Genomic DNA, 25,917 nt, shown 5'->3' with positions numbered 1-25,917 from the left:
CGGAGCATTCAGCAGCGTTTGTAAAGAAGGGAAATGTGCATGACAGAGCGACAATTTGTAAAAACAGACATCCATGAGCGAATTGCGATTTTGACGATTGACCATCCGCCGGCGAATGCGTTCAATGGGCAGACGATGAGCGATTTGAACGCGGCGTTTTGGGAGGTGCATGAGGATGCGGCGGTAAAGGTCATCATCATCACCGGCGCGGGGCCGCGCTTTTTCGTGGCCGGCGCGGACATCAAGGAGCTGGCCGCGGCCGGCGCGCAGGGGCAGGGTCGGGCGATGATCGAATTCGGGCAGGCGACCTTTGCCATGATCGAAGCCAGCCGCAAGCCGGTCATCGCGGCCGTCAACGGCGTGTGTCTGGGCGGCGGGATGGAGCTTTTCCTCTCCTGTCACATGCGCATCGTCAGCAGCGCGGCGCGGCTGGGCCAGCCGGAGATCAACCTGGGTATCATCCCCGGCTGGGGCGGCACGCAGCGCCTGACGCGGCAGATCGGCGTAGCCAGGGCGATGGAGATCATCCTGACGGGCGATCTGCTGGACGCGGCCGAGGCGCAGCGGCTGGGCTTGGTCAACAAGGTGGTGGAACCGGGCAAGGTGCTGGACGAGGCGCTGGCGCTGGCGGTCAAAATTGCATCCAAAGGCGGCCTGGCGATCCGGGCCAGCGTCAAGGCCATCTGCGAAGGGCTGAAAATGCCGCTGGCCGACGGTCTCAAGCTGGAAGTGGACGAGATGGTGGCGCTGTTGGGCAGCAGCGATGCGCGGGAGGGCTTCAGCGCGTTCGTGGAGAAGCGGCCGCCCCAATTTAGCGATTCGTGGTAACTGCTGGGTCTGCCTGGAATTCAGACAGGATTCACAGGATTGACAGGATATTCGAACTCTCGTGCCGATAGTTTTGCACACCACAGAGCAAGAATCCTGTACATCCTGTTCATCCTGTCCAAATCGGCCTGCAGGGTGAGCAGTTACGATTCGTGAGAGAATATTTTCACCAGCCCCACTGCCCGGCCGCTAACATCACATCGTCCAGGTCAACGGTGCCATCCTGATCGAAATCGTAGGCGAGGGGCGCGGGCGGGACGGTCTGACCGAAGAAGCTGGCGACGGCCTGCACATCCACTACATCTACGGCGCAGGTGTCGTCCACATCGCCGAGCGGACAAAGGCGAAAGAGGGCGACGCCGGCGGCCGGCAGGGTGGGCGTCCAGGTGAGTTGACCGCCGCTGGCGTCCACGCGCTGCCGCGTGCCGGCGATCAGCTCCCGCACGCTGAACGCGCCGTTGGCGGGCAGCCCTGCGCCGGCGCTGAAGATGGTCAGCGTGGGAGCCACGGTGCCGGCAGTCATGTTGCGGCCGGCCAGGTAGAGGCCAACGCCCGCGCCGTAGCGCTCCAGGTAGACGCTGGCGCTGCTGCTCTGCGCACTGGTCAGCGGCTGCCAGCCGGCCTGGCTGATGGCCTGGATGAGCGGAATGTACTTGATGAACAGCGGCCGGTCGCGGTTGTAGAGCGCGGGCTGATCCCAGTAGCGGTTGCCGGACGCGTCGGCGCTGAACATGCTGGGGAAAATGCCATAGAAGAGGCTGATCTGGAAGTAGGTCTCCACGCGGTTGTAGGTCAGTTGATTGAAGTTCATGTTCATCAGCGTGCCATACGGCTTCTGGTAGGACAGGGTGCGCAGGTAGAGCAGCCGGTCATCGCTGGGCGGGGTGAACTGCCCGCTCTCGTACCAGTTGACCTCTGAACCGTTGAAGTCGAAGAGATCGCCGCCCCACGGCAGCCCCAGGAACATCGCGTTCGCCATCATCAGCTTGCCGCGGGCATGCACATCCTGGCTGAGCCAGCGCGCAAACTCGTAGACCGAAAACACCTCCGGAATCGCCAGGGCATGACTGGCCGGGTCGAACGTCAGCGGCTCGGCGGCCGCGGCGAAGTGTTCCCGGCGGAAGTTGTAGACGGGCGCTTGCGATAGGAAGCTGTCAATGTACTCGCCGTCCAGCCCGGGCACGGTGCTGTACGCGCCCCACACCGAAGAATTCCAATCCATCTGCGCTTTGTTGCGCGTGTACGGCGCCACGCTGACCTCCGGGTCGGGGTTGACGGTGAAGACCGCGCAGTTGCCGCCGTTGTTGCACCAGGGCGCGGCCGTGGCCTCGTAGCGATAGCGGCCGGCCTCGTCGAAACTGCCCGCGCTGAGGGTCGCCTCGGCCATTTGCTGTTCCCAACCACTGCCATTGACATACTGATTCTGCAGATAGGCCAACACCTGGTTGTAATCGGTGTTGTTGACGTTCGGATCGCTGATCGCCATCCAGTACGACCACGGCTCCGAGACGTAGCGCAGGGTGCTGACGCCCGCGCCGTCGTCGAACGGCACCTGCGTCAGGTCGCCCTCGTGATAGACGATGTGGAAATCTTGCAGGTTGGGGATGGCGTCGAGATCGGAAAAGGCGACCCAGATGCCCTCGCCGCCCGGCGGCGTGCGCCGCGTGAACAGGGCGGGCAGGGCGTCGTAGTAACGCTGCGCGGCCGCGCGCATGCCGTTGACGCCGGCGCTCACGCTGTGGCGGTAGATCAAGAAGCGGAAAGAGGCGCGGCTCGGATTGAGGCTGGCGGCTGACGATAATCCCAGGTCGAAGGCGAGGTAGAACTGGCGGGTGACCGGACCCTGCACCAGGCGCACCTGGCGCGGCGCGTCGAGAGGAAAGGCCAGGCTCAGGCCGGCCGCGGATGAACCAGGCGCGGTGACGGCCGACCAGGGGGTGCGGCTGACGGGGCCGTCGCTCCAGCCGTCGGACGTGGTGTTGCGGAATTCGGCCGCGCCGGCAATGGGCCGGCCGCTGCGCAGGGAATCGCCCCACGTCCAGCCGCTGGCGTCGAAGGGCAGGGCAAAGTAGAGGGTGACGGCGCGATCCAGGCCGCTGGTATCGCCCAGGTCGCCGCTGATGTCCAGGTGGCCGTTTTGCACAGTCAGCGTGGCGGTCAGGGTCAGGCCCAGGGCAGGCAGGCTGGCCGTCTGCTGTAAGGCGCCGCCCGCCTGGCTGACCGCGCCGCCGAAGTGGACAAAGTCAGAACCGTTGGCAACATCGCGCACGAAGAAGCCGCCGGTGTAGGCGCGGCCGGTCGGGACGAGCGGCGCGCCATCCAGGGTGAGGGCCGCGACCGCGCCGCCGGCTTGGGTGAGCGACAGGTCGAGGCCATCGCCGGTGCTCAGGTTCAGGAGCGGCTGGCCGCTGAGGTCGGGCGGTGTGGGCGGCGCGGCGACGAGCACGTCATCGAAGACGGCCAGTTCGCCGGGCAGCGTTTGCAGGGTCAGGTCGTCGAACCAAACGGAGCCGGTGTATTCCCAGCGCAGCAGGAGGTAGAAATAGACGGTCTTGATCGGTTTGGCCGGCAGGACGTAGCTTTCCTGGTATTCCCAGTCGTGCGTGCCGGTGGCAAAGGTGACCACCTGGCCCCAGAGCCAGGTGTTGTCGGTGTACTGGATGTCTAGGTAGATCGAGTAGGCGTAGCCGGGCTGGCCGGTGAGGTTGGCGGCGCGACTCCAGCCGCCAAAGTAGAGCGGCTGCGCGACGGCCTGGTTGAGCTGCACGACCTGCGACGCGCCGCGTTCATCGCCGGCGCTGGCGTTGGTCAGGCGGATGGAGCGACTGCCGCTGTGCGCGACGACCGCATCCACGGCGTAGCCCTGCCCATACGGCGCCCAATGATCGGCGCTGGTGGCGCTGCCGCTCTCCAGGCCAGAATTCAGCAGGAGATTGGGTTGAGTCGGCGGGCCGGGCGGCATCACTTCCAGCACGGTCCAGCCATCAACGGGCGTCTGCGCGGCGGCCTGGATGGACAAGGGCGGAATCAGGAGCACAAGGAGGAGTAGCGCAAGGGAGCACACCACCGACCGATGAATTTCAATCCGCCACGTTGACATGAGAACCTCCCTCGTCGTGTTTGATGAAAATGAGAGCGGGCAGGCTATCGTCCTATGACGACGGCGGCAGCACCTTCTTGACGACCGGCTTGGAGAGGATCTGGGTTTCAGCCCATTTCCTAACAGCGGACATTAGCCAGGCCCGTAGCCGGCAGCCACTACCATCCGGCTATACTCTCAAATCGTCCAGAAATTCCGATGCCGGGTAGACGCTCGTCACCAACAGGTGATCGCGCGCCCGTGTGCAGGCCACATAGGGGGTAGTGCCATCCCACCCAGTTTCAGGCGCTCACCCCACAGGTTTGGTCAGTGCAACTAGTTTGCTGAAGAACCTTGCATCCTCGTGGTTTCGTCGGCGGTCGATTGCGCTTAACTGCGGCTTAGCATTTCTTAACTGGTGAAACAGCGAATCGTCGTTCTCGAACAACATGCGCTTACCATCTACCACGCTAAACACGTTTGCAGTGATACTGCGCCAGTTCCTACCTGGTGGCAAGGTCAGGTTCTGCCCGGTAAAGAATTCATCAATGATGCCCAGCACCGGCAGCGCAAAGAGCTCACCCTCACCGATATTCAGTTGCTTCAGTGCGGCGCTCCGGCATCAAACCAACAGGTAGTTCTCGATGTTCTTGCGCTTCCACTCAGCCAACGCGGGGTTGTTCGGATCAGGGTGGAAAGCATTCTCGCTGCTGTCATAGTCGAAGAGCATCAGCCTTGCAACCCCTGGAATGATCTGCTGCAGTGCGGCGAAATGCTCGTCCGCCTTGACTTTCATGTCCTTCTTGCTGCCACCACTCATCGCTTTGAAACAGACTTTTCCCACAGCATCCTGCGCGCCACATTGCGATGCCCACGCGCGCAGAATGCGCTCATCGCTTTCTCCTTCAACATAGAGAATGTAAGGCGATGTCATCAGGCGCATGATCTCTTCATTGGACACTTCCGCCATTGCCCGCAGCACATTCGGCGCGGATTGAGGACGGGTGGGCACTTGATTTAGCAGGGAAACGATCTGGCTGGGGTCTACACCACGTACGAACTCCTCTGCGTGTGTGGCGATCAAGAACTGAATGTTGCGCTCAAGAGATTTCCGCTTGAAGTAATCCAGAATCTCGCGTTGTAGATTGACGTGCAGGTGAGCATCCGGTTCGTCGAGCAGGATAGTTGTCGGATGGTAGCCGTACAGAAACGCCAACAATGTCAAGGTCTGATGGAAGCCGCTGCCCTGGGCGATGATGTCGTAGTCCTTGCCGTTTTGTTGGTACTGGACGGTGATGTTGACATCCTTGACTAAGTCGTATTGTGGCTCATGAATCGTGACAGAGAACCAACGCTTGATAACGTCAGCCACCTCTTGCCAGTCCGCAGGCGGTGTATAGCCTTTGGCAGCCCGCCCCGTCCTCCCCCGGAGGCGGGGCACACCCAGGAGCAAATTGCGGAGCACACTGCCAGGTTGGCCTTTGCCTACCTGTTGGCGAAAAGGAGCAATGTCCACCCGCTTCTCCGCAGTCTCCAGGCCAGAAAATGGCGGCACATAGGCGATTGTCGGCAGATCGCCCTGCTGCTCAAGCGTACGGAATTTCGCCCAACCATCGCCAGGAATCGCGTAGATCGCCTGTGGCGAGTGATAGCGTAATTGCACACCAAACGAATCGGTCTCGCCGGTCGCCCGCCGCCATTCGACACGAATCCCGATCAGGATGTATTCCTGCTTCTTGGCGCCATTGACCAGGGGCCAGTGCCGATCGGTTTTGTCCTTCCACAACAGGTTGAACTCCGGCACCGGTAGCGCGGTGAAGTTAGGCAACACGACCTGAATCCCCTTGGAGCCGGTGCGCTTTGAGCGATGAAATTCGTCCACGCAGAACTGCCAGATGGCCAGTGCTTGGAGCACTGTGCTCTTTCCGCTATTATTGCGCCCAACCAGAAGATCGAACTGAGTGAACTCGTAAGTCTGTGTACCGATGCTCTTGAAATTGTGAAGCGTCAACCTGGTGATCATCTGTGCGTCCTTTCATTTCCGATCTGCGGCGCCATGATTTTCGATACCGCCAAAGAGTTGGCATTGTACATCAGCTCACCTTGAACACCTTCATCACCTCATCGCCCAGGTGATTGATGACCTTCACTGCGATGCGGCCCGAGGTTGGTTTGGCGAAGGGCCGGGAGGTGTCGCTGTTGAGGGTGGCCCAGGCCTCTTCGTTGATCTCGGCCTTCAGGGTGGTCTTGAGCGCGCTGTAGGGATCGTTGGCGCCCAGGAAGTAGACGTGGCGCACGAAGAAGCTTTCTTCGTTGTAGTCGGTGTCAATGAACCAGCAGGCGATGCCTTCGGGGCCGTCGCTGCGCACCTCGCCGGTGTTGGGATGGAAGACGTCCACGCCGTTGATCTTGACACGCACCTGGCCGCCTTTCAGCGGGCAGCAACGTGATATCCGGCTCGCCGAAGATGACGAAGAGATTGCCCTTGCCGGTGTTCTTGAGCTCGCCGGCCATGTGCAGGTCGGCGTTCATGCGCGCCTTGAGCACGGGGATGCGGCCGAGCTTGCTGAACTCCGTGGTGTGCGCCTCGTAGTTGAACGCGCAGGCGATGAGCACGTCGAATCCCGCCTCACCGCACTCCTTGGCCGCGGCCACCAGGTCGGGCTTGTTCACGGTGCCGAATTCCGGGCCGATGAAAATGCCCGCGCGCTTCTCCGTCTCACCCTCCAGGTAGCGGCCCTCGGCGCACAGGTAATATCCCGGCCACGCGGTGAGGCTGGTAAAGACGATCCGGTCGTCCTTGTGCGCCTGCTGCACGCCGGCGATCTTGAGATTCTCCAGGATCATCGAGGCGAAGTCCTGGCCTTCGGCCGCGCCGCCCTCCTTGAGCGTATCAATCAGCTCGTCGTCCTCGTCCACGCCCAGCACGCGGTGCGGCGAGAGGCTCTCGACCGTGAACGGCCCGGCCACGCGCACCCGCTTCTTGTCCTCGTAGGGCTTGTCGTAGAGGAATTCGAACTCGGCTTTGGCCGCGATGGAGGCGTCAATCTCCCGCTGGCGCGCGCTGCGCGCCTGCCACCAATCGGCGTGGATCTGTTGGTCCGGCGCGGGCCACGGGTCGGCGGCGCGCTCCGGCAGGTCGGCCAGGGTGTAGCTGCGGCCCAGGCTGTGGTTGATCGCTTGCAGCCACTCCGCCATCTTGCGGGCGTTGCCTTCGTCGCCGCGGGCCTGCTCGGCCTTGAGTCTGTCGAAAAGCTGCGCGGTCGCCGCGGGCCAGGGGTCTTCGGCCGCGCGGGGAACCTCCCACTCCTGCCAGGCCTTGCCCAGACTGGCGTTGAGTTTCTCGCGCAGCGACTCCAGGGTCTCCTGCCACTTCTCCCAGATCACGTCAATCTCGGCGTTGTTGGCGATGGATTTGAGGGTGATGTGCGGCACGCGCTCGTAGACGAAGCCGTGACGGAGGTTGCCATGCACCGGCTGCGTGGAGGGTGCAGTGCGGGTGACTTCGGCTTCCTTGAGCTGGCCGTCGCGCGAATCGGCCAACAGGTAGTAGGCATAGCGCGCGCCCATGATGCGGGCGCGCGCCAACGCCAGCGCGACGCGCGAGGTATCAATCGTGATCCAGCGCCGGCCCCAGTGCTCGGCGACATAGGCGGTGGTGCCGGAGCCGCACGTCGGGTCGAGCACGAGGTCGCCGGGGTCGGTGGCCATGAGGATGCAGCGCTGAATGACCTTGGCATCTGTCTGAACGACATAGATGCGAACATCACCTACAAAACCTCCGCCAGCCGTGTCAAGCCAAACATTGTTCCTCTTCTGCGTCGCATAGTCTTTCCAGTAACGAGCGAATCGAAGCGTGTTTCCCTTGGTGATTAATCGGTTCGCTTTACCAAGACGCGTCATGTTAGTAAAGGTTGTAGTCCAGTGTCGGTTCTTCGGCACTGAGTAGCTTGCCCCTGGTATTCGAAGTCGTAGCCGAGAGAGTCAACCCACCCGTCCGAGTTTAATGGGTTTCTTGAGATTGGTTCGCCGAGGTTCGGAATCTGCGTGGGGTCAGATACGCCAAGACCGGCAATCGGGTGTCTGTCAAAAGGTGCTACCTCAAGTGTATCGAAGAAAAGCAAATCCTTCTCTCCAAACTCCTTAACATCCGGAACTGAGCGGAATTTGAGACTCGCTTGGGACTTCGCAAACCACACGATATGGTCATAATTCGACTGCAAGTAATTGGTGTCAAACGCACCCGACTTCTTGAAAGCGATTACCGCAATCAGATTATCCTCTCCGAATACTTCATCCATCAGCGCCCGGATGCGGTGGACATTTTCGTCGCCGATCTGCACGAAGATGGAGCCGGAATCGGTGAGTAGATCCCGCGCCACGGTGAGCCGGTCGCGCAGGTAGGTGAGGTAGCTGTGGATGCCGTCGCGCCAGGTGTCGCGGAAGGCTTTGACCTGCTCCGGCTCGCGGGTGATGTGCTCCGGGTTGCCGTCCTTGACGTCGCGGCTGGTGGTGCTCCACTGGAAGTTGCTGTTGAACTTGATGCCGTAGGGCGGGTCGAGGTAGATGCACTGCACCTTGCCGCGCAGCCCCTCGCGCTCGGCCAGGCTGGCCATCACCTGCAGGGAATCGCCCAGGATCATGCGGTTCGACCAGTTCTGGTCGTGCCGGTAGAACTCGGTCTTGGCCTCTTCGCTGGGCAGGCCGTTGAAATCGGCGAAGAGGTCGAGCTGCGCTGCGGGCGGCTGCGTCCGGCTGCGCGCGGTCTGCCGCACCAGGTCATCCACCAGCACCTTGGGGTGGACCTTCTCCTGGATGTAGAGAGGCGGCGCGAGCACGACCAGATCGCTCCAATCCCGCATGTCCTTGCCGCGCCAGACGAGCTGCGGGTCCAGGTCGCGGTTGCGGCGCTCGTACGCGACGTGCAGGGGAGATTGCTCCTCCTGCTTCAGCACCGATTGGTATTCGGCCGTGGGGATGTTGCGGCGCGTGGCCTCGTCGTGCTTGAGGGTTTCGACGGATTTGGCGGTGGTGATTTGGGCCATCCTGTGATCTCCGTAAATTCATGCGTCCCTACGGGACGGGTGTCGGGCCGGTGTGTCGTCGTCCAAATTCATGTGTCCCTACGGGACGTGCCGGGCGGGCGTCGTCGTCCAAATTCATGTGTCCTTACGGGACGTGCCGGGCGGGCGTCGTCGTCCAAATTCATGCGTCCTTACGGGGCGGATGTCGGGCCGGTGTGTCGTCGTCCAAATTCATACGTCCCTACGGGACGGGTGTCGGGCGGGTGTGTCGTCGTCCAAATTCATGTGTCCCTACGGGACGTGCCGGGCGGGCGTCGTCGTCCAAATTCATGTGTCCTCGGGACGTCCGGGCGGGCGTCGTCCAAATTCATGCGTCCTTACGGGGCGGATGTCGGGCCGGTGTGTCGTCGTCCAAATTCATACGTCCCTACGGGACGGGTGTCGGGCGGGTGTGTCATCTAAATTCATACGTCCCTACGGGACGGGATATGGTCGCGCGTCTTGTCCCGTAGGGACACCTGACCTTAGCCCGGTCATTCATGGCCGGGTATTCATGGCCGGGTATTCGTGTCGTGCGATACGCGATCGTCCCGTAGGGACGGTTGAATTTATTATCCCCACAAATAGCGTTCATCGTATTCAACCTCGTGCCTTTGCAAGAAATCCAGATACTCCGCTTGAAAACCTTGCTTTTGGTGGTGGGCGCGTTGATTTTGGATGTAACGCACCACCGCCGGCAACCCGGACTTGCTGACCGTGAAGGCGCCGTAGCCTTCTTGCCAGGCAAAGGCGCGTAACTCTGGGAAGGTCTCGTGAATCCACTTGGACGAGTCACCCTTCAGGTATTGCGCGATCTGGCTCGGCGCAAGCGTCGGCGGCGCCATGGTCAGGGCGTGGATGTGGTCGTCAATCCCGCCGATCTGCAGAGCGGTCAGGTTGTGATGGCGCGCCACGCCGCCCATGTATTCCCATACCCGTTGCTCGATCTCTGCCCTGATGTAGGGCACGCGATTCTTGGTGCTGAACACGATGTGATAATAGAGCGATGTGTAGGTGTTGGCCATTGTTGGTTCTCCATAAATTCAGGCGTCCCTACGGGACGGGGGTGGTACATGAATGCTATCCATCTACATTCAGGCGTCCCTACGGGACGGGGGTGGTACATGAATGCTATCCATCTACATTCAGGCGTCCCTACGGGACGGGGGTGGTACATGATGCTACATTCAGGCGTCCCTACGGGACTGCGAAGGGTACGAGCATCTTGTTGAACTCGTTTTCGATCTTGGCCGCGAAGTCGGCCTGGATCTGATAGACCTCGGTAAACTCGGCGAAGGCCCAACGGCCATAGACGCCCAGGTGATTCACGCCGGGCGCCCAGTAGGTCTCCATGGTGGACTTCTTCTCTTTGGCGTCCTCGCGGCGGTAGCCTTTGATTTCCACGATCAGGTGCAGCAGGTCATCGTCGCCGCGGCTGTCATCCACCAATACGATGAAGTCCGGGATGTAGCGCCGTGTCTCCGAGCCGTAGCGGTAGGGCACTTCCAGGCCCAGGTTGTGGTTCTTGACGTAGGCCCGCACGCGTGGGTGCGATTCGGCCACGCGGCAGAACTCGGCCTCCCAATCGCTGTCGAGAATCACCCAGTTGACGTGGCAGCGCCGGGGGTCGGTCTGCCAGCGGTTCATCTTCGACGTGTTGAAATTGACGTGGAGGGTGGAGCCGGTGGGATTGTACGAATCGAGCACCGCCTTGATGGGCCGCTCGCCCTGGAACGCGCGTGTGATGGCGGCCGTGATGCGCTTGCAGGCCATGTCGGCCAGCTCCTGGTACATCAGTTGGGCCGGATACGTGCCGCCTTTGCAGACCAGGCAGGTGTCGAGCCACTCTTTGGTGATGCGCTTGAGTTGGCCGAACAGATGCAGCTTGGGTTCTTCGCCGGGGTCGCGCCACTTGGTGTAGAGCAGGCGCTTGGTGACATGAAAGAGCAGGGTCGAGGGCCGCATGTCCTTCAGGTGCTCCAGGCTCAGGTCAACCTCCTGCCCGATGATGCCGGCGTTGCGGGTGATCGAGGGGCCGACGAGATCCGGCGTCAGCTCCAGGACCGAGTCGGCGTTGAATTGGGCGGTCAGCCGCTCTTCGGGCAGCTCGACGCGGTAACCGACGACGCGCGGGAAGCAGATTTCCAGGGCGTCGCGATCCGGGCGCACGGCCTGCACGTGAATCGTTTCGCGCGGCGGCTGCGGCGGCGCCACGACCGGCTTGGCCGTGAAGTCGAACGGGATGCCCAACACGTCGGCGTATTCGGCGTCGAACAGTCCGTCTTCGTTGAGGTCATAGGATTGGCGACGCAGCGCCCGGCCGATCACCTGCTCGCACAAGAGCTGGGTGCCGAACGCGCGCACGCCCAGCACGTGCGTCACCGTGTTGGCATCCCACCCTTCAGTCAGCATGGACACTGAGACCACACAGCGGATCGCCTCGCCGAGCCGCCCCGGCTTGCCCACGGTGTTCATCACCTCGCGCAGCAGGGCCTGATCCGTGAGATTTTCTGCCTGGCGGATGTCGCCGGTGCGCTCGATGATCTCCCGCCGGAAACGCTCGATCTCGTCGGCGGCCATTGCACGGAAGTTGTCATCCAGCGCCTCGCCGGATTCGAGTTGTTCGCTGTCAATCAACAGTGTGTTGGGGCGGGCGAGTGGGTTGCCGTGCTCATCGAAGTTGCGAAACAGCGCCAGGCGGCCGTTCTCCAACGTGGTGGAACCGTCCTCGTTCACGCGCTGGAAGCCTGAGATGTAGTCGTAAACCAGCTTGGAGGTGGAGGTGTTGTTGCAGACGACGATGAAACAGGGCGGCACGCGGATGCCGTTCTCCTGCCAGAGGTCGAAAGTCTTCTGATAATGGCCGTAGAGCGCTTCGAGCGCGGTCTGCAGCTCCACCGGCAGGCTCAGGGGATCGAGCGTCTTGGCCTTGCCGCGGCCCTTCTTGGGCATGCGGGTGCGAATGTGCTCCCAGAGGTTGCGGAAGCGGGGCATCTCCTCACCGGGGATGTTGTCGGCTACAGGCACGCGCGGCAGCTTGACGATGCCGCACTCAATGGCGTCCATCAGCGAGAAGTCGCTCATGGTCCAGGGGAAGAGCGTGCCCTCGGCGTAACCTGAGCCGCGCAAGAAGAAGGGAGTCGCCGACAGATCCATGACCCGGGCGAGGCCAAGTTGACGATTCACAGCTTCGAGGCCTGAGATCCAGACGCGGGCCGCCTCGTTGTTTTTCTGCGCTTCGTCGCGGTCGTCGCCCGCCAGGTCCCCCTCGTCCTCGTGGGTTGGCTTCTCGCGGTAGCAGTGATGCCCCTCGTCATTCAGCGCCAGGATGTTCTTCATCCCCATCAGGTCGGGCATCACGCGCTGGATCATCTGGCCCTCGGTTTCCAGCGTATCGAGCGCGGCGCCGCGGCCCTGCAGCAGGGCGCGGCCGCCCCTCGAAAGCTCCAGACGTTCACGCCGCAGGAAGGCATGGTAGTTGGTGATGACGATCTTGGCGCGATCAAGGTCGCCGAGCATGTCGTTGGGCACGAGTTCGCGGTCCTGGTAGTAGCTGTCCGGATCGTTGGGCAGCAGGACGCGCAGCCGGTCGCGGATCGTCAGGCCGGGGGTCACGATCAAGAAACCACGCGTAAACTTCTTGCTATTGGGTCGGCGCACGGCGTTGACCGTCTGCCAGGCGATGATCATCGCCATGACGGTCGTCTTGCCCGCGCCCGTAGCCAGTTTGAGCGCCAGGCGTAGCAACTCCGGGTTGGCGTCGTGGTTGGCGTTGGCGAGGTGCTCCAGAAAAACCTTGCCGGTTCTGTCGTTAGGCGCCACTTCGGTCAGCCAGATGGCGGTCTCGACCGCCTCGATTTGGCAGAAAAACGGCCGGGCGTTGTTGAAAGGATGGTGGCGCCAGTGTTCGAGCAGCCGCGCTGTTTCCGGGGTCACGCCCCAATGGGCCGCATTCGGAATCGCGCGCCACTGGTCCACGCGCTGCCGCAGGGCATTGATGATCGGTGTGGGATCGTACTGCTGCTGTTGAGTCGAGAGACCGGCGCCCTCGTCGAAGATGAACTGCTGCTGCTGGCCCGATCCCTTGCGTTTTCTCGGCTTGGGCACCGGGGTGATGAATTCAGCCCGGCGACGATTCTCGATGATCCGCTGCGTCGGCTGACCTTGGCTGTCAAGCTCCCAGTGGCGCGCGGGATAGGCATACGGTGAGTTCAGAATCGGTTGCTCGAAGAAGCGGGTTTCCATGTCACTGCCCTCTCAATACCCTCTCCACCTTTGAGCATGGGTTCAAAGTTAGGGGCACACTGCCCTGCGGGTCACCAGGTTGCATGGGTTTCACCTATAGTTACTCAGTCACGGCCTCAAATCGTCCAGGAATTCCGATGCCGGGTGAACGCTCGTCACCAGCATCCTCAATTTGGGCGTCCCGTAGACGCGGGGCGAGATTCGTCATGATGCGCAATTCATGCGTTCCCTACGGGACGCGACGCGATGGCTAAGTTCAGGCGTCCCTACGGGACGCGACGCGATGGGTTTTGATTTGCTAAGTTCGGGCGTCCCTACGGGACTACGGGACTACGGGACGCGGCGGAAAAGGGCGTTGTGTCCCGTAGGGACACCTGACTTTAGCAACGTACGCACACACAACGCGTCATCGTCCCGTAGGGACGGTTGAATTTATCCCCACAAATAGCGTTCGTCGTATTCAATCTCATGTCTCCGTAGTAATTCAAGGTACTCCGCTTGATAGCTTCGTTTTTGGTGGTGGACGCGTTGATTTTGGATGTAACGCACCACTGCCGCTACGCCTGATTTACTTACGGTGAAGGCGCCGTAGCCTTCCTGCCACGCGAAGGCGCGCAATTCCGGGAAGGTCTCGTGAATCCATTTGGAGGTGTCGCCCTTGATGTGTTGTGCGATCTGGCTTGGCGCGATGGTGGGAGGCGACATGGTCAAGGCATGAATATGATCGTCAATGCCGCCGATCTGCACGGCGGTCACGTCGTGATGGCGCGCGACGCCGCCCATGTATTCCCATACCCGTTGCTCGATCTCTGCCCTGATGTAGGGCACGCGATTCTTGGTGCTGAAGACGATGTGGTAGAAGAGGCATGTGTAGGTGTTGGCCATTTTTGGGTCTCTCGATTCAGGCGTCCCTACGGGACGAGGGGGGGGGAATGATTCATGGGGGCGTCTAAATTCGGGCGTCCCTACGGGACGAGGGGGGGAATGATTCATGGGGGCGTCTAAATTCAGGCGTCCCTACGGGACGAGGAGGGGAATGATTCATGGGGGCGTCAGGCTCAATTAGGTTGCATTTGTAGTTCCACACACCAGGTTGCGAATCCCGTCCAAGTCTACCATTACATTATCACCGCGTTGGAACGCCATAGATCGCCCTCCAGTCATCATAGACAGCGTCTTCCTCGTTGTCCCATTCCTTTTCGAACGCTGACAGGCTCAAGTGGCGCCAATCGGCTTCTTCGTCGATTTCTTTCGTCAAAACGCTATCGAGCAGAAAGCGCGCCAGGAGCAATCGTTCTGTCAAGGTCAAACGCTCAGCAACATCGAGAACTTCGGCTATCCGTGCCGTTGCACCTACACTTAGGGCTGTCATTAGAACCCTCCTTACCCTATACGATTTCCAATGACAGATTATACACCACCTGCCAAATTGCCCTGCTCAGACTTGGTCTTGCTTGGGATTTACGCTTCTACGTCACCCGCCCCGTCCTGCGGGCTATCCGCCGGCGCGACTTCGCGGCCGTGTGAGCCGCCGGGGTCCGGGCCGACGATGCCTTCTTGCTCCATCAGTTCGATGAGGCGGGCGGCGCGGGTGTAGCCGATGCGCAGGCGGCGCTGGAGGAGGGAAACCGAGGCGCGGCCGGCTTCGCGCACGACGTTGACCGCTTCGTCGAAGAGGGCGTCGCGGGTCGGTTGCGCGCCAGCCTGACCGGCGAACATTTCGTCGAACAGCGGCGCTTGAATGACGGCGCCGGGCGGGGGCAGGGTGGTCTTCAGCAGTTCTTCGGTGGCCGCTGCGGACGGCGGCGCGGTGACCGGCGCCTGGCCTGGTGTGGCCGGCTGCGGCCAATTCACCGCGGGCTGCGCCGAGGAAGAAAAGCCGGGTGCGGGCGGCATGCGCAGCCCCGCGGGCGCGGACGGGGTCAGCGGACGGCTGGTCGGCGCCGGGGCGTCGAAACCGGCCGGGCTGTGCCACGTCACACCGGACGCGGAGGCGCCGGCGGGGGGGCGATTTTCTGCGGGTGCGCCGGCGGGCATCTGCGCTTCCACGGGCATCGAGACAGCCGCGGCGCCGGCAGGCTGCTGGTTTTGCCAATGCTCCACCAGGCGATGTAGCTCGCGGTCCGCGACGAAACAGCCCTGCAGACGCACCAGGTTGGGCGAGGTGGGGTCCATGAAGAGCATGTCACCGCGGCCCAGCAGGCGTTCCGCGCCCGGCTGATCCAGGATGACGCGTGAATCAATCTGGCTGGTGACGGCAAAGGCGATGCGGGCCGGGAAGTTGGCCTTGATGAGGCCGGTGACCACATCCACGCTGGGCCGCTGCGTCGCCAGGATCAGGTGGATGCCGGTGGCGCGGGCCATCTGCGCCAGGCGACAGATGTAACGCTCGACTTCATCTGGCGCGGCCATCATGAGATCGGCCAATTCGTCAATAATGATGACGATGAAGGGTAACGCGGTCTGGCCTTTGGCCGCTATCTTTTCGTTGAAGCTCTCGATGTTGCGCGCGCCGAGCTGGCTGAACATCTTGTAGCGGCGATCCATCTCACGCGTGGCCCAGGCCAGGATCGGCACCACCCGATCCACCTCGGTGACCACCGGCGCAATCAGGTGCGGAATGCCGTTGTAGGTGGTCAACTCTACCCTCTTGGGGTCCACCATCAGCAGGCGCAGGGTGTCTGGCGTGTGATTGAACAGCAGGCTGGCAATGATCGTGTTGACGCAGACCGACTTACCGGAGCCGGTGGCGCCGGCGATGAGCAGGTGCGGCATCCGGGCCAGGTCGCCGACGGCCGGTTGACCGGAAACATCCTGCCCCAGGGGCAGTTTGAGGCGCGACTTGATGTTCAGATAGACTTCCGACTCCATGACGCTGCGCAGGGTGACGAGAGCCGTCTGGCGGTTCGGCACCTCCAGGCCCACGATAGAGCGCCCCGGCACCGGCGCTTCGATGCGGATGGGCGACGCTTCCAATGCCAGCGCCAGGTCGTTGGACAGGGCCTGAATGCGCGCCACTTTGATCTTGACATCCTTTTCGATGGTCTTGTCCAATGTCGCCATGAGCAGCTCGACCATCTGTGTTTCCAGTTGATCGGGCGCAGGCTGCTCCTGGCCCAAGCGCGCCAAGCGCGCCCGCGCCTCCGCCTCCCACTGCAAACGCTCGCCCCGCGGCAGGCTGCGCAGACGCTGCAGGGCCTCCTGCTGCATTTCGGTCTCGCTCTTGCGGTAACGCTTCTTGACGAAGTCAGGGCGCAGGCCAAACTGGGTGACGGCGGGGCCGCGATTGACCTCGACCACCGTCACCGGCACACCAAAGGCGCGCAGCGTATCTTCGATCAGGCGTGCGCGGCGCGCCAGGTCCTCCACGCTAAGCTCCTGATCTATGGCCTCATCCAGCATGTCCTCGATGAAGGGCAGTTGCCAGGACGGGCGATTCTCTGCGAACACGCCGGTGGGAGGGCGATTTTCTCCCATCGCGCCGGCGCTGATGGGCGGCAGGCGCGTCTCGCCCGCCCGTAATGGCGCGGCGCCGGGCGCTGTGGGTGTGGAGCCGCCCAGGCGATAGGCAGACGCAGCGCCGGCCGGCAGGCTGCCGATGACGCGCGGCTCCACCACCTCGACGCGGTCAGCGCCGGTCGGCTCGCGCCAGTGACCCAGCCAGGTGCGCGCGCGTTGCCAGATCGTGGGCGGCAGCGCAGCGGCGATGTCGGTAATAAAAGGCGGGTTGATGAGCAGCGGCAGCCCATCCGGCCCGACTTCGGCCGCCGGCAGCGGCTCGCCGCGCAGATAAGCGATGGCGCGGCGTGTGCGTGTCAGCCCGATCAGCGTCAACAGCCCCACCCCAGCCAACAGCAGGAGCACGATGGCCATGCCAGCCGGGCCAATGCCCCTGACCAGCAGGTCGGTCAGACTGAAACCGAGGCGCCCGCCGCCGCCGCCTTGCTCGGCCAGCAGTTCGGGATCGGCCGAATTCGCCAGCCAGTGCGCCAGCGCCTCGAACACGACAAAGAGCACTCCCAGGCCCACCAGGCGCGGCAGGGCCGGTGCGCGGTGGCTGGCCACTTTGCGCAACAGCAACCAGATGCCCACGCTGCCAAACAAGACCGGCGTCAGCCAGACGCCGACGCCGAAGCCCCGGCGCAGGACCTGGATCCAGCCTTCGGTCAAGGTGCCGCGCGGCGAAATCAGGCTGAAGAAGGTGATGACGGCCACGGCCAGAAGAATGACGCCCAGCGTATCGTCGCGCACCATGAATTCGAGGAAGCGATCCACCTGCTCGCCCAGGTTGATGCCAGGCGGTTCCTCCGTGGCGGCGCGCCCGCGCGTTCCCGCGCCGCCACGCGGCGCCCGTGGCTTGCCGGCGCTCGCCGCCCTCGGTTTGCGGGTGTCCTTCTGGCTGCCCCCGCCCTTCTTGCTCACTGCCTTAGCCATGCCGTGTCATCCTGAATGCAAAGTGCAAAGTGCAAAGTGCAAAGTGCAAAGTGCAAATTATACTTCAACCACCAGCGGCAAAATCATCGGGCGGCGCCGCGTCTGCTGATAGAGGAAATCGGCCAGCACCTGTTTGATGCGGTTGGAAAGGCTACCGTGCGGCGCGCTGTGCGCCACGGCCGCCCACACACGGTCACGCGCCTGGTTGAGCAGGTCGTCGCTCTCGTTGACGTTGACAAAGCCACGCGTCAAAATTTCGGGCGCGGCCACTACCTCACCTGTGGAGTCCATGGTGACGATGGCGACCACGAAACCATCCTGCGACAGATGATGGCGGTCACGCAGCACGACTTCGCTGATCTCGCCTACCGTCACGCCGTCTACGAGCACATGCCCTTCGGTCACGCGCTCACCGATCGTCAGGCCGGTCGTCTGCACCTGCAGTACCTGACCGCTTTCGATGATCTGTACGTTCTCCGCGGCCATGCCCATTTCCAGGGCCAGGCGGGCGTGCAGCACCAGGTGACGGTACTCGCCGTGAATGGGTACAAAGAAGCGCGGCCGCGTCAGGCTGAAGAGGAGCTTATAATCCTCCTGGCTGCCATGACCCGACACATGCACATCCCCCAGGCCCGAATAGTGTACATCCGCACCCAGGCGGAACAGGTTGTTGATCGTCCGATTGACCAGGACCTCATTGCCGGGAATGGGCGTCGCGGAGATGATGACCATGTCGCCGGGGCGAATCTTGAGATTGCGGTGTTCCCCCATTGCCATGCGCACCAGGGCCGACGTTGGCTCGCCCTGGCTGCCGGTGCAGACAACCGCCACCTGGTTCGCCGGCAGATTGTTGATCTGGTCCGTGCTCAACAGCTCATCGGCGGTTGCGTCCAGGTAGCCCAGTTGCGTCGCCATCTTCACATTGTTCACCATGCTGCGCCCCACCGTGCCCACGCGGCGGTTATAGCGCCGCGCGGTGGTGATCACCTGCTGCACGCGTGAGATGTTGGACGCAAAGGTTGCCACGATCACGCGACCGGCCGCCAGGCCGAAGAGGCGGTCGAACGCCAGGCCCACTTCCCGTTCTGAGGGGGTGAAGCCAGGGCGTTCCGCGTTGGTCGAATCGCTCAGCAACAACAGCACGCCCCGATCGCCCAGCTCGCTCAGCTTGGCAAAATCGGTCAGCTTGCCGTCCACCGGGTGCGCGTCGAACTTATAATCGGTCACATGCACCACCAGGCCCACCGGCGTCGTAATCGCCAGGCCTACAGCGTCCGGGATGCTGTGGCAGACATGGAAGAACTCCACCTTGAACGGGCCTAACTCCAGCACGTCCTTGGTGCTCACGGTATGCATCTGCGTCCCGGTGATGCGCGCCTCCCTGAGCTTGACCTCCACCAGGCCCCGCGTCAGGGGCGTGGCATAGACGGGCACCGGCAGTTCCGGCAGGATATAGGGCAGCGCGCCGATATGATCCTCATGCCCGTGGGTCAGGATGATGGCGCGCACCCACTCCTTGCGCTCGACCAGGTATTCGATGTCGGGAATCACCACATCTACGCCGAGCATTTCGCTTTCGGGGAACATCAGCCCGGCATCAATGACCAGGATGTTTTTGTCGTATTCGATGACCAGCATGTTCTTGCCAATCTCGCCCACACCGCCCAGCGGGATTACCCGCAGCATCTCAGGTTCCAAGATTCTGTCTCCAATAATTAGTGTAAATATCCCTGGATGACCAGCCAGTCGAACGCTTCTTGAACAACCTGGCGCAGCGGCGTTTGAGGCAGGCCCAACTCACGGATGGCCTTCGACGGGTCGAAGTAAAAAGGCTCGGCGCCCAGGCGGATCAGGTCGGCGGTCACCGGCAGCGGCCAGGGCGACACCCGGCTTGCCAGGCCGGTCAGCGCGGCCAACGGCGCCACACTGACACGGGGCAGCACCAGGGTTGGCGCAGGCACACCGATCACCTCGCCGATCAGGCGGGCAAACGCGGGCACGCTCACATTCTGGCCGCCCAGCAGATAGCGCTCGCCCACGCGACCGTGCGCTGCGGCCAGCAAATGCCCTGCGGCCACATCGGCCACGCCAATCACATTGACGCCGCCCGGCAGCACAAAGGGCAACTGGCGTTTATAGACACCCACGATCAGGCTGTCCGAGCCGAGGTTGACATCGCGCGGCCCCAGGATGACCGTAGGATTGACGATGACCGCGGGCAGGCCCTGCGCCACATAGTCCTGCACGACCAGCTCGGCCAAATGTTTGCTGTGGCCATAGGGGAAACGGTTGGGGGAGACATTCCAGGTTTGCGCCTCCGTGGCTGGGCGCCCCGCCGGCGGGATACCCAGCGCGGCCGCCGATGAGGTGTGTACGACTCGCGGCACGCCGCCCGCCAACGCAGCCGCCATCACGTGACGCGTCCCCTCCACGTTGACCTGGAACATGCGCTCACGGCTGCTGCGCCAATAGTCGGCCACACCCGCAGCGTGGTACACCACCTGGCAGCCTTCCAGCGCTCGTTGGACAGAGTCACGGTCGAGCACATCGCCCAGCGCTGGTTCGAAGGTCAGCCCATCCAGCGCGTGCAGCCGGGATGAGGAGCGGTGCAGAACACGCACCCGCCAGCCCGTCTGCGTCAACGCGGCCACCAGGTTCGCGCCCACAAAACCAGTCGCCCCCGTCACCAACGCCAATTTCATCATTCCCTAAATCAACCCCATCTCCTTCCCCACCTTCGCAAACGTCTCGATCACCCGGTCCAGTTGTGCATTGTTGTGGGTTGCCATGTAGCTGGTGCGCAGGAGCGAAAGGTTGAGCGGCGCGGCCGGGGGCAGGACAGGGTTGACGAACACGCCGGCTTCGAATAGAGCTTTCCAGACATGGAGGGTCAGCATATCGTCGCCGATGATGACCGGCACGATGGGCGTTTCGCTGTGGCCGGTGTTGAAGCCGAGGCTGGTGAGTCCGTCGCGCACGCGGGCCGCGTTGCGGATGACACGATCACAACGGTCCGGCTCCTCGCGCATGATTTTGAGCGCGGCCAGCGCGGCGGCCGTGTTGGACGGCGGCATCGAAGCGCTGAAGATGAACGAGCGCGCCGCGTGTTTGATGTAAAAAATGATTTCTTCAGCGCCGGCGATGAAGCCGCCGAGCGAGGCGAAGGCTTTGCTGAAGGTACACATAATCAGGTCAACGTCCTGGGTCACGCCAAAATGGGCTGCGGTGCCCCGGCCTCCGGCCAGGATACCGACGGAGTGGGCATCGTCTACCATCAGGCGCGCGCCATAGCGTTGGCAAATGGGGATGTACTCCGGCAGCGGTGCGATGTCGCCACCCATGCTGAAGACGCCGTCCACCACCACCAGTTTACCACGACCGGCGGGCAGACCGGCCAGCACGCGCGCCAGATCGCGCGCATCGTTGTGCTTGAAGCGTTTCATCTCACCCAGGGCCAGCCGGCAGCCATCCACGATGCTGGCATGGTCGTCGCGATCAATCACCACATAATCATCCCGCCCCACGAGAGCAGAGATAGTGCCCAGGTTGACCTGAAAACCGGTGCTGAAGACCAGAGCTGCTTCTTTGCCCACAAACTCGGCCAGCTCACGCTCCAGTTGTTCGTGCATATCCAGGCTGCCATTCAGGAAGCGTGACCCCGTGCAACTCGTGCCAAAGCGCCTGATGGCTTCAAGCGCCGCCTCTTTGACCCGCGCATCGGTCGTCAATCCCAGGTAGTTGTTGGAGCCGGCCATGATCAAGCGGTGACCGTGGTACTCGACTTCGGTCCCGTCATTTTCCGACAAGGGCAAAAAGTACGGATAATAGCCCTGGGCCATGGCCTGACGGGCTTCCATGAAGGCGCCATGACACTTGGCAAAAATATCCTTGCCCTGCGGCTCAACCACGGGGTTATCTACAGCAACCGCGCCGCTGCTGCTCATGGATTCAGACATAACCGCTGCACTCGACATGCTTTCCTCCAGTCGGTATTTGTCTTGCGGGTGCAAAACACCGAGAATGACAAGAAGGGGTATAAGACCCTGACGGGCAAATTATACCATGACACGCCCTGCTTCAACAATAGCCGGCTGGGAGTGCAGGCGTCTCGCCCGCACTCCCAGCCGATCCATGTCCCCAACGTGTTACGTTCGCCGGCTGGGAGTGGCGGTCAGGGTCTGTCAATTTTCAGAGGTGTTGAAAGAGTATGCGGCCAGCACGCCCGATGGATGAAAAAGTCACGGGGCCACCGTGATCATCACCTCTGCGCTGCTGACGAGGACATTGCCATTGGGACTAATCAGATCCGCACGCAGACGGTGTTGACCGCGTGCCAACGGCTTGGTCAGTTTGAGTTGCCACGCGCCGCTGGCGTTCGAGTTTGCCTCGCCCAGCGCCTGCTGATCCACCAACACGCGAATCCGGCTATCGGGCATGGCAGAGCCGCTAATCGTTGGCGCGCTGCGCGCGTTCAGCCGCGTGCTGGCAGTGGGCGCCAGCACCTTGGGCGGCTCGGGCGCCAGAATAGTCACCAACACCGGCGCCGAGCGTCCGAGGGGCCGCTGTTGCGCGTCACTGGCCTGCGCGCGCAACAGGTGATCGCCTTCGGCCAGCGGGATGCTCAGATCAAGCGCCCACGTGCCGTCAGCGCCGGCCACCGTCTGCCCGAGGCGGCGATTGTTGTCAAAAACCTGGACGGTGGCGCCGGCAGGCGCGGTGCCCGCGACGTGCGCCAGGGGCGTGGGGAATCGTGACCCGTGGCGCGGGGTCACAATCGCGAGCGGTGTGACGTCGGCCGGAGTGGTAGGTGTGATTGTACGGGTGACCGCCGGCGTTGTCTCGGGTGCTGCCGGCGGCGCGATCGTGATCACTGTTTGAACGACAGGGGGGACAGGGGGGCCGAGAGGCGTGGGCGTTGCCAGGGCCAGGTCGGATGCGCGACGCTGAATCGCGAAGTTGAACACGCTCAACAGCAGCAGCACGATGAGTGCGCCGGTGAGCAGGAGCACATTCAGGCGATCCAGCGGCCATTCCCAGAATGGTGGGCGTTGTGGTTGCATCGGCTTCTCCCTGAGCGTCTACTCCAACGGTTTGACACTGCGCCGGCGGCCGTCCGCGCCGGTGCTGCGCTCGGCCGCTTCCTGAATCCAGGCTGCGTAGTTACCGGCGGGCAAACCGGCGTCTTCCACAGCGGCAGCCAGTTCGGCCGGCGTGGCCGCGGCGAGACCGGCAAAGCTGTAGAAACCGGCCGCGGCCAGCGCATCGGCTGTCTTTTCGCCCACCTGCGCCAGCAGCGTCAGGTTATCAGGCTGCAGCGCGCGCAGCGACGGTTGTGCCTGCAGCGCCGCCGCGCCCTGCTCGGCTGCCAGCCTTGCCTGCCTGAGCCAGTCTGCATAATTGGTCTTGCGCCAGGCCGGCGCCTTGATGATGGCGGCCACTTGTTCGACGGACAGTGCAGCCAGGCCGGCAAAGGTGGTGATGCCGGCCGCGCGCAGCCGCTGGTCATAGGCTGGGCCGATGCCGTCAATATCAATCAAGGGGTCATCGCCCAGGGTGATCGCTGCGGGGCCGCGTGTTGGCAGGCCACTGACCGCCATGCCGACAGCCCCCATGGCGAACGCGGGCATCTCGACCGCGGGCGCTTCGAAGGTTGGCAGTTCCAGCGTGGGCGTCTCGAATGCGCCAAGTTCGACCGCGGGCGCTTCGAAGGTTGGCAGTTCAACGGCGGGCGTCTCGAATGCGCCCAGTTCGACCGCGGGCGTCTCGAAGGTCGGCAGTTCGACGGCGGGCAGTTCCAGCGTGGGCGTCTCGAATGCGCCAAGTTCGACCGCGGGCGCTTCGAAGGTCGGCAGTTCGACCGCAGGCGTCTCGCGCCGTTCGACCGGGGCGTCTCGAAGGTGGGCAGTTCGACGGCGGGCGCTTCCAGCGTGGGCGTCTCGAATGCGCCAAGTTCGACCGCAGGCGTCTCGAAGGTGGGCAGTTCGACGGCAGGCGCTTGCCAGCGTGGGCGTCTCGAATGCGCCAAGTTCGACCGCGGGCAGTTCCAGCGCGGGCGTCTCGAATACGCCAAGTTCGACCGCGGGCAGTTCCAGCGCGGGCGTCTCGAATGCGCCTAGTTCGACCGCGGGCGTCTCGAAGGTCGGCAGTTCGACCGGCGGGCGTCTCGAATGCGCCAAGTTCGACCGCGGGCGTCTCGAAGGTCGGCAGTTCGACGGCGGGCGCTTCCAGCGTGGGCGTCTCGAATGCGCCAAGTTCGACCGCGGGCGTCTCGAAGGTCGGCAGTTCGACGGCGGGCGCTCGAAGCGCCGTCGACCGCGGCGTGGCAGTTCGACGGCGGGCAGTTCCAGCGCGGGCGTCTCGAATGCGCCCAGTTCGACCGCGGGCGTCTCGAAGGTTGGCAGTTCGACGGCGGGCGTCTCGAATGCGCCAAGTTCGACCGCGGGCGCTTCGAAGGTCGGCAGTTCGACGGCGGGCAGTTCCAGCGTGGGCAATGCGCCAGTTCGACCCCCCGCGCGCGACGCGGGCGTTCGACGCGCCTCGGGCTCTCGAAGGTTGGCAGTTCAACGGCGGGCGCTTCCAGCGTGGGCGTCTCGAATGCGCCAAGTTCGACCGCGGGCGCTTCGAAGGTCGGCAGTTCGATTGCGGGCAGTTCCAGCGCGGGCGTCTCGAATGCGCCCAGTTCGACCGCGGGCGCTTCGAAGGTCGGCAGTTCGATGGCGGGCGTCTCGAATGCGCCAAGTTCGACCGCGGGCGCTTCGAAGGTTGGCAGTTCACGGGGCCCGCGGCGCCGCGCCGTCGACCCGGCGCGTTCCGGGCGTCTCGAATGCGCCTAGTTCGACCGCGGGCGTCTCGAAGGTCGGCAGTTCGATGGCGGGCAGTTCTCGCGTGGGCTTCTCGAATGCGCCTAGTTCGACCGCGGGCGTCTCGAAGGTTGGCAGTTCGATGGCGGGCAGTTCCAGCGCGGGCGTCTCGAATGCGCCAAGTTCGACCGCAGGCGCTTCCAGGTTGGCAGTCGAGCCAGTGGGCGTCTCGAATGCGCCAAGTTCGACCGCAGGCGCTTCGAAGGTCGGCAGTTCGACCGCGGGCGCTTCCAGCGTGGGCGTCTCGAATGCGCCAAGTTCGACCGCGGGCGCTTCAAAGGTCGGCAGTTCGACCGCAGGCGCTTCCAGCGTGGGCATCTCGAATGCGCCAAATTCGACCGCAGGCGCTTCCAGCGTAGGCATCTCGACCGCGCCAAGTTCGACCGCGGGCGTCTCGAAGGTCGGCAGTTCGACGGCGGGCGCTTCCAGCGTGGGCGTCTCGAATGCGCCCAGTTCGACCGCGGGCGTCTCGAAGGTCGGCAGTTCGACGGCGGGCGTTCGAAGCGCCAGTTCGACCGCGGGCGTCTCGAAGGCCGGCAGTTCCAGCGTGGGCGTCTCGAATGCGCCCAGTTCGGCCGCAGGCGCCTCGAAGGTGGGCAGTTCGACGGCGGGCGCTTCCAGCGTGGGCGTCTCGAATGCGCCCAGTTCGACCGCGGGCGTCTCGAAGGTTGGCAGTTCGACCGCGGGCAGTTCCAGCGTGGGCGTCTCGAATGCGCCTAGTTCGACCGCGGGCGCTTCGAAGGTCGGCAGTTCGATGGCGGGCGCGTCTCTCGAATGCGCTTAGTTCGACCGCAGGCGTCTCGAAGGTCGGCAGTTCGACGGCGGGCCGGGGCGTCTCGAATGCGCTTAGTTCGACCGCAGGCGTCTCGAAGGTCGGCAGTTCGACGGCGGGCCCGCGTGGCGTCTCGAATGCGCCAAGTTCGACCGCGGGCGCTTCGAAGGTCGGTAGGGCGACGGTGGGCGCCTCAAGCTCAGCGGTCTCCAGCGGCTCCGCGTCGCTGACCACGGCGGCCAGGCGAGCCAGGCGTTCGGCCTGCATCCGCTCCACCTCTTGTGTACGCTGCGCCACTTCCCCTTGCAGGGCGTTCATGCGCGTCTGTGCCCGTTCCAAACGGCCGTCCAGGTCGCCGATGCGGCTGTCTTTCGCGCGCACGGTCGCCTGCAACTGCTCTACCCGTTCATCGCGCACCTGCTTGCGCCAGCGCCGAAAATACCAGATTTCCAGCACCAGTTCAAGTACCAGCCCCACAATGAATCCAATGATGCCAGCAATCAGCAAATTGAGTGCGCTTGCCATGCTTTTCCCCCTCTCCTTCCCATGCTCGATGGTACGCCTGCGCGGCGGTTGCGATTTGTGCGGTGACATTGGTTGCTCCAGATGATCGTTTCATGAACGCCTCGGCCAGGT

The 25,917-nt window shown here is 63.1% G+C and carries 14 protein-coding genes and 2 pseudogenes; 2 read left to right on the top strand and 14 right to left on the bottom strand.

Annotated features, from left to right (window positions below):
• Positions 1 to 39: 39 nt before the first annotated feature.
• The gene (locus IPF85_RS17215) at positions 40 to 828 is read left to right on the top strand and encodes an enoyl-CoA hydratase-related protein (protein WP_343409297.1); all 789 of its coding nucleotides are present in this window, start codon (positions 40 to 42) and stop codon (positions 826 to 828) included.
• A 166-nt stretch (positions 829 to 994) separates the two neighbouring features.
• Here IPF85_RS17215 and IPF85_RS17210 read toward each other — a convergent pair whose 3' ends face one another.
• The 14 genes and pseudogenes from IPF85_RS17210 to IPF85_RS17145 all read right to left on the bottom strand — a co-directional run bounded on the left by IPF85_RS17210 (position 995) and on the right by IPF85_RS17145 (position 24,827).
• Entirely contained in the window at positions 995 to 3,928 is a 2,934-nt protein-coding gene (locus tag IPF85_RS17210; protein WP_343409296.1) for a hypothetical protein, read from the bottom strand.
• Between the two features lie 289 nt (positions 3,929 to 4,217).
• Positions 4,218 to 5,930: pseudogene (locus IPF85_RS17205) on the bottom strand (AAA family ATPase).
• A gap of 70 nt (positions 5,931 to 6,000) precedes the next feature.
• Positions 6,001 to 8,952, bottom strand: a pseudogene (locus IPF85_RS17200) (site-specific DNA-methyltransferase).
• Between the two features lie 590 nt (positions 8,953 to 9,542).
• Positions 9,543 to 9,995, bottom strand: a complete 453-nt coding sequence (gene tnpA / locus IPF85_RS17195; protein WP_343409295.1) for an IS200/IS605 family transposase — start codon at positions 9,993 to 9,995, stop codon at positions 9,543 to 9,545.
• 172 nt (positions 9,996 to 10,167) lie between these two features.
• Positions 10,168 to 13,215 carry a DEAD/DEAH box helicase family protein gene (locus IPF85_RS17190; protein WP_343409294.1) on the bottom strand — a complete coding sequence of 1,016 codons (3,048 nt, stop codon included), beginning with the start codon at positions 13,213 to 13,215 and terminating at the stop codon, positions 10,168 to 10,170.
• Positions 13,216 to 13,647: 432 nt separating this feature from the next.
• Positions 13,648 to 14,100: an IS200/IS605 family transposase gene (tnpA, locus tag IPF85_RS17185; protein WP_343409293.1), complete on the bottom strand. Its 453-nt coding sequence runs from the start codon at positions 14,098 to 14,100 to the stop codon at positions 13,648 to 13,650.
• Positions 14,101 to 14,341: 241 nt separating this feature from the next.
• Positions 14,342 to 14,587 carry a hypothetical protein gene (locus IPF85_RS17180; RefSeq protein WP_343409292.1) on the bottom strand — a complete coding sequence of 82 codons (246 nt, stop codon included), beginning with the start codon at positions 14,585 to 14,587 and terminating at the stop codon, positions 14,342 to 14,344.
• An 89-nt stretch (positions 14,588 to 14,676) separates the two neighbouring features.
• The gene (locus tag IPF85_RS17175; RefSeq protein WP_343409291.1) at positions 14,677 to 17,649 is read right to left on the bottom strand and encodes a DNA translocase FtsK 4TM domain-containing protein; all 2,973 of its coding nucleotides are present in this window, start codon (positions 17,647 to 17,649) and stop codon (positions 14,677 to 14,679) included.
• Between the two features lie 57 nt (positions 17,650 to 17,706).
• Positions 17,707 to 19,335 (bottom strand): ribonuclease J, encoded by a 1,629-nt coding sequence (locus IPF85_RS17170; RefSeq protein WP_343409335.1) that lies wholly within the window; start codon positions 19,333 to 19,335, stop codon positions 17,707 to 17,709.
• A gap of 29 nt (positions 19,336 to 19,364) precedes the next feature.
• Entirely contained in the window at positions 19,365 to 20,354 is a 990-nt protein-coding gene (locus tag IPF85_RS17165; protein ID WP_343409290.1) for an SDR family NAD(P)-dependent oxidoreductase, read from the bottom strand.
• Positions 20,355 to 20,357: 3 nt separating this feature from the next.
• Positions 20,358 to 21,605 carry an aminotransferase class I/II-fold pyridoxal phosphate-dependent enzyme gene (locus IPF85_RS17160; protein WP_343409289.1) on the bottom strand — a complete coding sequence of 416 codons (1,248 nt, stop codon included), beginning with the start codon at positions 21,603 to 21,605 and terminating at the stop codon, positions 20,358 to 20,360.
• 282 nt (positions 21,606 to 21,887) lie between these two features.
• Positions 21,888 to 22,709: an Ig-like domain-containing protein gene (locus tag IPF85_RS17155; protein WP_343409288.1), complete on the bottom strand. Its 822-nt coding sequence runs from the start codon at positions 22,707 to 22,709 to the stop codon at positions 21,888 to 21,890.
• Positions 22,710 to 22,727: 18 nt separating this feature from the next.
• Positions 22,728 to 24,140 (bottom strand): helix-hairpin-helix domain-containing protein, encoded by a 1,413-nt coding sequence (locus IPF85_RS17150; RefSeq protein ID WP_343409287.1) that lies wholly within the window; start codon positions 24,138 to 24,140, stop codon positions 22,728 to 22,730.
• A 279-nt stretch (positions 24,141 to 24,419) separates the two neighbouring features.
• Complete coding sequence (locus IPF85_RS17145) at positions 24,420 to 24,827, bottom strand: hypothetical protein (protein WP_343409286.1); 408 nt, start codon at positions 24,825 to 24,827, stop codon at positions 24,420 to 24,422.
• Between IPF85_RS17145 and IPF85_RS17140 the strand changes: the two genes are divergently transcribed.
• Positions 24,820 to 25,293 carry a hypothetical protein gene (locus tag IPF85_RS17140; RefSeq protein ID WP_343409285.1) on the top strand — a complete coding sequence of 158 codons (474 nt, stop codon included), beginning with the start codon at positions 24,820 to 24,822 and terminating at the stop codon, positions 25,291 to 25,293. The genes IPF85_RS17145 and IPF85_RS17140 overlap by 8 nt on opposite strands.
• Positions 25,294 to 25,917: the final 624 nt, after the last annotated feature.

Origin of the sequence: Candidatus Amarolinea dominans (assembly GCF_016704685.1) — a bacterium.
GTDB classification, from domain to species: domain Bacteria; phylum Chloroflexota; class Anaerolineae; order SSC4; family Amarolineaceae; genus Amarolinea; species Amarolinea dominans.
Note: the sequence above shows the minus strand (reverse complement) of the source record. Positions and strands in the feature narration are given on the sequence as shown.